6 protein-coding genes and 1 tRNA gene are annotated in these 9,813 nt (G+C 38.4%); 4 read left to right on the forward strand and 3 right to left on the reverse strand.

Annotated elements, in window-relative coordinates:
• Positions 1-39 precede the first annotated feature (39 nt).
• The 3 genes from LI241_RS11955 to LI241_RS11965 all read left to right on the forward strand — a co-directional run bounded on the left by LI241_RS11955 (position 40) and on the right by LI241_RS11965 (position 6,246).
• A tRNA-Ser gene (locus tag LI241_RS11955) sits at positions 40-129 on the forward strand.
• Between the two features lie 206 nt (positions 130-335).
• Positions 336-3,008 carry a PD-(D/E)XK nuclease family protein gene (locus LI241_RS11960; RefSeq protein WP_008690504.1) on the forward strand — a complete coding sequence of 891 codons (2,673 nt, stop codon included), beginning with the start codon at positions 336-338 and terminating at the stop codon, positions 3,006-3,008.
• Positions 3,001-6,246 (forward strand): exodeoxyribonuclease V subunit beta, encoded by a 3,246-nt coding sequence (locus LI241_RS11965; RefSeq protein WP_008690501.1) that lies wholly within the window; start codon positions 3,001-3,003, stop codon positions 6,244-6,246. Before LI241_RS11960 ends, LI241_RS11965 begins: the two co-directional genes overlap by 8 nt.
• Positions 6,247-6,343: 97 nt before the next feature.
• Here the strand turns inward: LI241_RS11965 and LI241_RS11970 are convergent, their stop codons facing one another.
• The 3 genes from LI241_RS11970 to LI241_RS11980 form a co-directional block, all read right to left on the reverse strand.
• Positions 6,344-7,699: an Ig-like domain-containing protein gene (locus LI241_RS11970; RefSeq protein WP_008690499.1), complete on the reverse strand. Its 1,356-nt coding sequence runs from the start codon at positions 7,697-7,699 to the stop codon at positions 6,344-6,346.
• 194 nt (positions 7,700-7,893) lie between these two features.
• On the reverse strand, positions 7,894-8,457 hold the full coding sequence (locus tag LI241_RS11975; RefSeq protein ID WP_008690498.1) for a hypothetical protein: 564 nt from the start codon (positions 8,455-8,457) through the stop codon (positions 7,894-7,896).
• A 334-nt stretch (positions 8,458-8,791) separates the two neighbouring features.
• Positions 8,792-9,517, reverse strand: a complete 726-nt coding sequence (locus tag LI241_RS11980) for a metallophosphoesterase (RefSeq protein ID WP_008690496.1) — start codon at positions 9,515-9,517, stop codon at positions 8,792-8,794.
• Positions 9,518-9,642: 125 nt separating this feature from the next.
• On the opposite strand from LI241_RS11980, the gene LI241_RS11985 reads away from it, so the two are divergent.
• Positions 9,643-9,786 (forward strand): helix-turn-helix transcriptional regulator, encoded by a 144-nt coding sequence (locus LI241_RS11985; protein WP_117547920.1) that lies wholly within the window; start codon positions 9,643-9,645, stop codon positions 9,784-9,786.
• Positions 9,787-9,813 lie beyond the last annotated feature (27 nt).

The raw sequence follows: 9,813 nt of genomic DNA on the forward strand, positions 1-9,813 counted from the left end.
CATATCCTCATAAAAACAGTTACAATAACCACGTAATACGCAGCAGTGGCAGAGTCTGGTTTAATGCACCGGTTTCGAAAACCGGCGTGTCTTTTGACACCGGAGGTTCAAATCCTTTCTGCTGCGCCAAGAGTTTAGAATACACCGTGATAACGGTGTTTTTTTATCCCTATGATGCTCTGAATTCATTATCTTTATTAAACCTATAACCTTTTCCAGCGCAAACGTTTTCTCTTTCCTACATTCTCATTTCCAAGAAAAGGATTGGTATATCAGAATTGCCTTTTTACCTTGAGAAATTATATAATAGAAGAAACGCTAAGGAGGAAGTTCACATGCTTGATTTCTCATCATTACCAATGGGCGCTACACTGCTGGCACCGGCACACCTGCATCCGCTCATTCGCCAAAAACTTTTACAAACGACCCATGGATTGTTAGGCTTGCGTTTATATACGCTGAATGGTTATCTGTCTGCCCAATCCTTGGAAGATGCGCCAAGTGAGGCTTCCATCTTATTTGCCTATCGCGAGCGTATCAAACAGCTTTCTTCTTCCTTACATATTTATCAAGAAGCTGCTCTCACTTCTGTTTTCTTAAAGGAATGTATGCAGTGCCTTGATGATCTTAAGATATGGCAGATTCCACTGAGTGTATTAAGTGAACAGGAAGAAGCTCATGCTGAGCGAAAAACTATCCTGACTGCATTGTATCCAATTGAAACACAAGGTGATTTGATTGTTAAAGCGATTCGTGAAATAGCGCATAAGGATGCACATATGGTATATATTTATGATGCTTTCTTCACTCCGCAGCAACAACAACTAGTCAACCTGCTAGTTAGGCAGGGCGCTACTTTATTGCAGGATGAAGAAATTCCTTATGAACGAAAGTTTTATCATGCAGTGAATAAACGACAAGAAATTGAAGGCTGTGCCCAATATATCTTACGCCATGAGATGAAGGCTGAGGATGTTGCCATCACCTTGGCAGATACCTCCTATATCCCCATCCTGGAACAAATCTTTAACCGCTATCATATCCCTTATACAAACCTTGTGGCATCCGCTGCCAGCAGCATCATTGTCAAACGCGCGCGCATGCTGTTGAATTATTATTTACAGCCAACGCAAGAACATCTATTGGCCTGCTTAGATTGTGGTATCTTTCATGAGGAAACTTTATCCTCCTTACTGCAATATTTACAAATTTATCAAAAAGACTTCTTTCAGCCATTTAATCATTTACAAACACTTTCAACCACTTCTCATATTCTGAATGAAACGGATGTGGCAAAGCTGAAAGAAATAGAGGAACGTGCAGAAATTGCCCGACAGCATATCGCTGAACAATTACGGTCACTCATGCATCCAGCTTCTTATGAAGAAATGTTACTCACCGTATTAAATCTTTTAAAAAACAGCCTGAGTAACGATATGCAACAAAGTGCAGTTTTACAAGATGTCATGAATGTTATCAATGAAGTATATCCATATATAAAGGAAAAGGATGATATCACTTTTTTACTACAGTTATTAGAAGATATTACTGTACATTCCACCGTTCATCAATTGCAAGGAGTCAGTGTCACCTCACTAAAACAGGGATCCTGTACCAGAAAACATCACTTCTTACTAGGCGCTACACAAAATCAATATCCTGCCTTTATGGCAAAACGTGGTATCTTTGATGAGCACTATTATGAAACCCTGCCTTTTCCAAGCATGGAACATCGCTATCAATTGCATTTGAAACAGTTACGTAAGCTGCTAAACCGCAGCCAACATCTTTATATATCCTATCCCTTAGGTACGTATGAAGGGAAATCTTTAGAAGCTGCCTTAGAAATAGAACAAATGTTTGATGAAAGAGCAAAACCTTATCCTTTACAGGAAATGTATGAAAAAGCAGATATTGCGCTAACCATTACTTCGCAAACAGCCCATGAGCTGTTTGTTCGCAATCAGCAAATCAAAGGTTCCATCTCTTCTATTGAACGCTATGTAAAGTGTCCGTTTTCATATTTCCTGCGTTATGGGTTAGGTATTAGAGAACCTATGAAACTAGGCTTTGCGGATTCTTATATGGGAACACTTTCACATTATCTGTTAGAAACCTTGACTAAGCAACAGGGGAAAGCCTATACAAGTGTATGTGAAACAACGCTTACCGCCTTGATTGACAAGGAAATAGACGCCCTTCAAGAAGTCTTTTCGGACATGCGTACCCGCTTACAGATTTTACGTATCCGTATCGAATCCAGCATAATGCAGACATTGCGACGCTTAGCTTCTTTTGAAGAACATTCTCATTTCCAGCCCTGGCAACAAGAACGCGAATTTCAATATGAAATACCTGTAACATCGGATGTCACACTGGCTTTGCATGGCTTCATTGATCGTTTGGATGTATATGATGATATCCTATGCATTCTGGATTATAAAAGCAGTGCAAAAACACTATCGGAAACAAAAGTATTTGCGGCAATGCAGTTGCAACTTTTAACCTATTCCATCGTCATGGCCAAACTGGAACAAAAAGAAATTATGGGAGCTTATTATCTATCATTAAAAAATGAAAATATTCCCCATCCGGCAGGTAAGCTATCGCGCCGCAAGCCGGTTACCTATACACCGATTGAAAAAGCAGATCTACAAGATGTCATCATCAAAACGCATCGCATACATGGATGGACGATGTATCCGAATGTATCCTTATTAGATGATGAAGGCACGCATGTAAGCGGTGTTCGCTGCAATAAAGATCAGCTCATCAAAGCGAGTAAATTATACGACTTACATAGCATAGAACGCTGGTTTACGAGCATTTATCAGCAATTAGCCAAACGTATGCTGGATGGTGATATCGTCATAGAACCAAGTGAAGATGCCTGTCTATACTGTGATTTTCATGCTATCTGCCGTTTCCATGGCATGCCATTTGAACGCAAAGCCATGGTTGAAACAGATGATTCCCTCTATCGGAAAGGAGAGGATGAAGATGCCTAACTGGAATCCCCAACAGCTGAAAGCTATTCAGACAAAAGATAAAAACATCATGGTATCCGCTTCTGCCGGCAGTGGTAAAACGACGGTATTAATTGCCCGCTTAATGGATCTGGTGGTAAAAGATCGTGTTCCGATTGATGCCATTTTGGCTATGACCTTTACGGAGGCGGCGGCCAGTGAAATGAAAAAGCGACTGGCTGCTTCTTTACAGAAAGCCTATGAAGAAACAAAGGATCCTGAGGAACGCGCTTACATCACCCGCCAGCTTACAAGTATACAAACTGCCCATATTTCTACTATCCATTCTTTCTGCTTATCCATTTTACAAGAGTATTACTATATGATTGGCCTAGATGCTACGCGCATCACCAACATCATGGATAATGGAACGATGGTCTTATATCAGGGAAAAGCATTAGAAGAAGCTTTTCAAAACCAATATACCAAACAGGATAAAGTTTTTATTGATCTTTGTGCCATGTTTTCCTCACGCAGTGAAAATGATGAGGCTCTGCGCAAGCTGATTACCTCACTTGCTGTCATGGCATCCTCGCAGGCAAATTCCGATGCCTGGTTAGACGCTTTGCTCATCCCTTATGATAATATCAAGCATATACAAGATCTGCCCATTGGCATTCAAGAAAACTTCTTTTCCTACTTAGCAGTAGAATGTTCGCGTTATGAAGAAGGCATCTTGCGTATTCAGGAACTTTATCGTTACCGCTATGACAGTGAAGTAAAAAAAGCTGCATTAGTAGAACAAAAGGTACAGGCTTTGCCATTTTTACAAGAAACCTTAACCAAACGTGATTATGAAGGCTTTCGTTTAGCCTTTCAATCCATTGCCCATGGAATTCTTCCTCCCTCTCCGGATAAAGAGGATAAAGAATATGTTCATTTGCGTAAACAATCACAAGAATTAGAAGATCGTTTATTAGGCCTTTTATTCAGTGAGCAGCAATTCATAAAGGATATGCAAGCATTAAAACCTTATATTCAAAAGCTGATTGAAATGGTCAAGGATTATCGAATGAGCTATGCACGTATAAAGCAAGAACAGGCAGTTATTGACTTTGACGATATGGAGCATTATGCACTGGAAATCTTACAGTGTAAGCATGGTCAAGTAGCACAGCGCTATCGTGAGCAGTTTACAGAAATCATGGTAGATGAATTTCAGGATAGCAATGATGTACAAAACACCCTGGTTCAATTGATTTGTCGTGAAAACAATGTCTTTCGTGTCGGTGACGTTAAACAATCCATTTATGGTTTCCGACATGCCAAACCTTCTTTAATGCGCGGTATCATAGAACAACAGGGTATCTATGATGAAGTCATCTATTTATCAAACAACTATCGTTCGAAAAAAATGATTGTTGATTTTAATAACCTCTTATTCAAACAGTTAATGAATTTAGATGGTTTCTCCTGCCGATATGCCGATGCAGATGATGTAGAAACCGGCGTTGCAGAACAATTGCAAGACAATGTGCCAATCTGTTTTCATGCTATCTTTCATGATGAGATCAAGAAGACCAATGCGTTGATTCTCGCTAAAAATGATCTGAAGGCCAGCTATATCGCCAATCAGATATTAGAAATACGTGAAAAAGAACAGCGTCAATGGAAGGATTTTGTCGTACTGGTAAGAGGAAATGCTCGTAAAGAAAATATGAAGAAAGTGTTTGATGAACTGCATATTCCTTATTTTATTGATGTGAAATCCGGTTTCTACCAATCCAGTGCCGTATCGCTGATGCTAAGTGCCTTGCGCGCCATCGAAGATCCGCATAATGATATCGCCTTAATCGCCATCTTACTATCTCCCTTATTCCCTTGTAGTGCAGAACAAATTGCCCAAAGCAAACTGGCCAAACGTCAAGTGGCACAAAAGGCAAGTCAACAGGCTGCACATAAGGTATATGAGTCCAGTTTTTATGCATATCTAAAAGAACATCCTATTCCCGGCTTTCAGGCCTTTGAGGAATTACGCAAGCAATGCTTCGATTGTTCTCTTACGGAAACGCTGAATCGTTTATATGAGCAAAATAATTATTATGCATTGCATACAAGCGTGCAGGAAAAAACCAATTTGGATCTATTGTTTGAAAAAGGTGCAACCTTTGAACAACAGCAAGCCATGGGCATTCATGCGTTTTTAAATCAGATTGAACAGATTAAGGATGCTCAAACAGCAGAGGCAATACCGATTGGCAGTGAAGCTGATGTCGTTCGTGTCATGAGCATCCATCAATCAAAAGGGTTGCAGTTTCCGGTTGTCTTCTTATGGTCAAATGATGCCATGACAGCAATAGAATTTAAAGATTTATGTATCTGTGACAGTGAACTGGGGATTGCCTTAAAAAGAATGGAGCTGCCTGAACGCTATGTACGAACAACAATTCCTCGTATCGCCATGGAGCATAAAAAAGATAAAGAAGAGTTGGAAGAAGAAATGCGTATCCTCTATGTGGCAACTACACGTGCTCAGCAGCAAATGCATATCGTAGACTGTGTTTTAGACCTGGAACAATATAATAAGCCTTTAACGACTTCTTCTATATACGATCGTGGCGGTTATACCTCCTGGCTCTTACAAACCTTTCTGCAACATCCAAATGACCTTTTCACCATCAAAGAAGTACATACCCTGTGGCAAAATCTTTCTCTTCAGGAACAAATGAAACCTCAATATCACATACAACCTTATCATCAGAAGGTGGAAACCTTACAGTTTGCGACAGCTTCTGCGAAAAAAGCTACAGATATAGCAATTACCCTGCAAAAGCAAAAAGGTATGCAGTATGGTACGATGATGCATAAGATGATAGAAGCCTTGGGTAATTCATCATGTGAAGATACCGCTATCCGGCAATGTGCGGCACGTCTGCATATAACTTTATCTGAATTAGATATTCAACGTCTGCATGACTTATATGAAAATGAAGTCTTTCAACAATGCTTAAAAACCACCTGTTATTATGAGCTTCCCTTCATGGTGAAAGATGGCGAAGAAGTCTTACACGGTTTTATGGATTTTGTGTCAATGCAAGAGAATACTATCGTCATCATCGATTTTAAAACAGATGCCATCTTTTTAGCAAATGAGTTAATGACAAGATATCGGGAACAGTTACTGTTGTATCAAAAGGCTATGCAAATGCTATATCCAAACAGTAATATAGCATGCTATATTTATTCACTGCATTTATCTGAGATGATTCAAGTCTCATAAATTATCAGATGATACAGAGGGTACCAAATAGTATATGGTATCCTCTTTTTTTCGTATCTAAATCAAAAAAAGAAGGATTTCTCCTTCTTAAATTGCACTAGTATGTGTAAGTGTAAGATCCTTGATAATATCCTGTAATGCCTTTATAAAGCAATGCACCCTTTTTCAAAGTTCCGGCTGATGAGAACTTAAAGGTTATTTTCTTATAACTATATGGTTTGATATTTAAAGCGAAATTGGTAAATGTTTGATTTCCTATTAATTTACCTGTATAATCATAAATTTTAAAATTAATTTTCTTAAAGTTCTTAATTGTCGCAATCCGATTATTGACAACATAAGTATCTAATCTTAAAGTTCCACCACTATAATAAACTTTTTTAACTGCTACTGTAGGATCACCATAATCATAATCAGATACGTTCGTGGAAACACTGTAAGATTTTGCGTTTTCTTTTACGCTGACTTTGCATTTTGTTGTATAACCGTTTCGTTTCGCGTAAATATATGCCGTACCGGCCTTTTTACCAACCACGCGGCCACTGCTATTTACCGTAGCAATGTTTTTATTTGATGATGTCCACGCAATCTTACCAGTACCGCCATTTACTTTTAATGTTGTATAAAACCCAGTATATATACTCTTGCTAGTTGCATTCACACTAGGTTTTTTCACTGTTAATTTACACTGTGCAGTATATCCATTACGTTTTGCCTTAATATAAACAGTTCCAGCTTTTTTCGTTGTGACATACCCTTTGCTATTTACTGTCGCAATGCCCTTATCGGATGATGTCCAAGCGATAGTACCGGTTCCGCCGGTTACTTTCAGTGTCATATGCGAACCTAGATACAAGGATGCGGAATTCTTATTTAAAGCTGGCTGTTTTACTGTGATTTTACACTTAGAAATTGCCGTTTTTGATTTTGCCGTAATATAAGCCGTACCAGGTTTCACTGCTGTTACTTTCCCATACTTATCTACTGTCGCAACACTATTTTTATCAGATGTCCAAGTTACTGTTCCATATGATCCCTTAAACGTTAATTTTGTCGTTCCTTTTACATACAGCGACGCACTGGTCGTTGTTAACCCTCTTTTAAGAACCGTAATTTTACAACTCTTCGTAATACCATTGGAGGTCATTGCAGTAATCGTAGCAGTACCAGGTGTTTTTGTATAAACCAAACCATTACTGGTTACGGAAGCAACTTTGTAATTGCTAGAAGACCATGTGATAGCGCTGTTTGTTGCATTGCTAGGTGTTATTGTAGCTTTTAATTGCAAATGTTCATTTGTGTAAAGTGTTTTTGAAATATAATTAAATGAAATCTTAGAAACACTAACATCATTCCTTTGGCTTTCAACAGTTGCTGCTTGTACTGGTCCCATAATACTGAACGCTATAAACAGACTCATCAAACAGCCAATCAGTTTCTTACATATTTTCATGTTATTCCCCTCCTAAGGCAACTTATGCCTTTCATAAGGTTATTATAACGTCATTTCAAGTACATGGCAATATTTCTTATGCAAACAAATAAAAAAGGCAAGATTTGATGTACCCCTATTAATTGTTGTTCAATTAACGGGTTACCCTTCACATTTCATCCTCTTGCCAACTACTTTATTTGTGATCTTATCGTTTATTGTAAGGTGGATAGCATGGTGCGTTGTTGCAAATCGCGATTTTGAAGGAATTTTCTAACGGCTTCCCAAATGGAATACATAATATTTTCTAAAACACCAAGCTCCATACTATGAATGATCAATTGGAGCAAATAATCCTCTTTTCCGGTATTTCGATCATTATCAAACATCAACAACAAAACAGCTATGAGATCATTTTTCTTTAAATACTCCAGATCCTCTTCCATCATATCCCCATTATAGAGTTGCATGACTTCTTCTCCATGTTGCCGTATTTCAACATATACTTCTTTGGGTATCGCGATACGTCCTTTACGATAATACAACTGATCTTCCTCCTGCCATAATACAAAACGATTTGTAAAATCCATGACCCGCTTTGTGAGTGGTAAGCGCCAGTCTTCAAATGGTTCTAATTCGCCGCTTTGATTCAGATCTTTAAAAGCAAAGCCATCCTGTTCGATTATTTGTATACCTAGATTGGGGTTATAACTTAATGTTTTTCCTCCTTCATTTTCGATGATGTCATGTTCATGCTTATGAGTCAATTTCCATTTCATATAGAAACCTCCTTGTGATCTCTATTGTCAGTATATCACTAAACCCCAGCAAGATATGTCAAGTAATCTTGTGAAATTATGTAATCGTCAGTACAAATAAAAAACCTTTGAATTAAGCATAAAAAGGAAGCCCGGTATGAAATGAACCCCTTTCATTTGGTTGCCCATATAATGGGGTTCACTTCAGTATCCTATCACATCAATGCTTATTTTGTTTTCCCATACTTAAGCTGCTGTAAGAACCATAACATCTTTTTCCATATAACTTTCATCATATACTATGCACAAAATCGCAGTGTTGAACAAGATAACGCCATGTAAGAGTTAAGCCCTATTAAAAATAAAATACTTTTCGATCATCCAAACGCAATAAGGCTAATTGTGTATATGCGTTATTTGCCGCACACCCACAATCAATATTAATCACATGTGCATCTTCTATACTTCTATTTCCTGTCCATATCGTGTACGGTCTGCTATCTTGCAAATATAAGGTAGGCGTATGTCCTAAAATTACACAACGATCATTAAAAAATGCCTCATCCTTTTCGATTCGCGCCCAGACAAAATCCTCAACACACGCCTCTGTTTCTTCCAGATCTTTCATCCTTACACAACCACGGTGAAATTGTGTACAGGGATAACCATGTACCAGATAATACTGCTGCTCTTGTACATGTACATCACAATAGGCCAGCGGAAGATCGGTAAGATACGATAAGATTTCTTCTTGTTCCTTTGTCGTCAACTTTTGAAACTGGGCAATGGTTACCTGACAGTGATTACGCTGCCAGCGATCCAAGATTAACATCTTATCATATAAATCCATTTTTTCATCTTTCAGTGCCTGATAATACTGCAGCATCATATATTCATGATTTCCCATCAGCATCTTCACATTGCTACGTTGCATGGCATCCTGTAAAATGACGATACCGTCAGGACCGCGATCAATCACATCCCCTAAGATGTACAAAGTATCCTCTTCATGAATATATTCTATCATTCGATCATAGCGATCCTTTAATCCATGCACATCACTCATCACATAAACAGCCATAGTATGCTCCTTTCTCAACCGACAGTTAATATTTTCATGAAAAACTTAACAAACACTCGCTTGTCGTTGCGCTTTTGCTCAACTATAATAAAACCATACAAGGCCATGTATAGAAAGAGGTTTTTATGAAATATAGTTTAGGAAATAAAATACGCGAATTACGCTTACACAAACAGCTAACGCAAGAACAACTTGCTCAGCTTTGCAAAGTAAGCAGCGCGGCGATTAGTAAATGGGAACATGAAGTTTCCCAAACAAAAGGATATTAAGAAATAACCTGTGTTTACCTGCTTGCA

This window comes from Longicatena sp. 210702-DFI.1.196 (assembly GCF_020563125.1).
In the GTDB taxonomy this organism is placed as follows: Bacteria; Bacillota_I; Bacilli_A; order Erysipelotrichales; family Erysipelotrichaceae; genus Longicatena; species Longicatena caecimuris.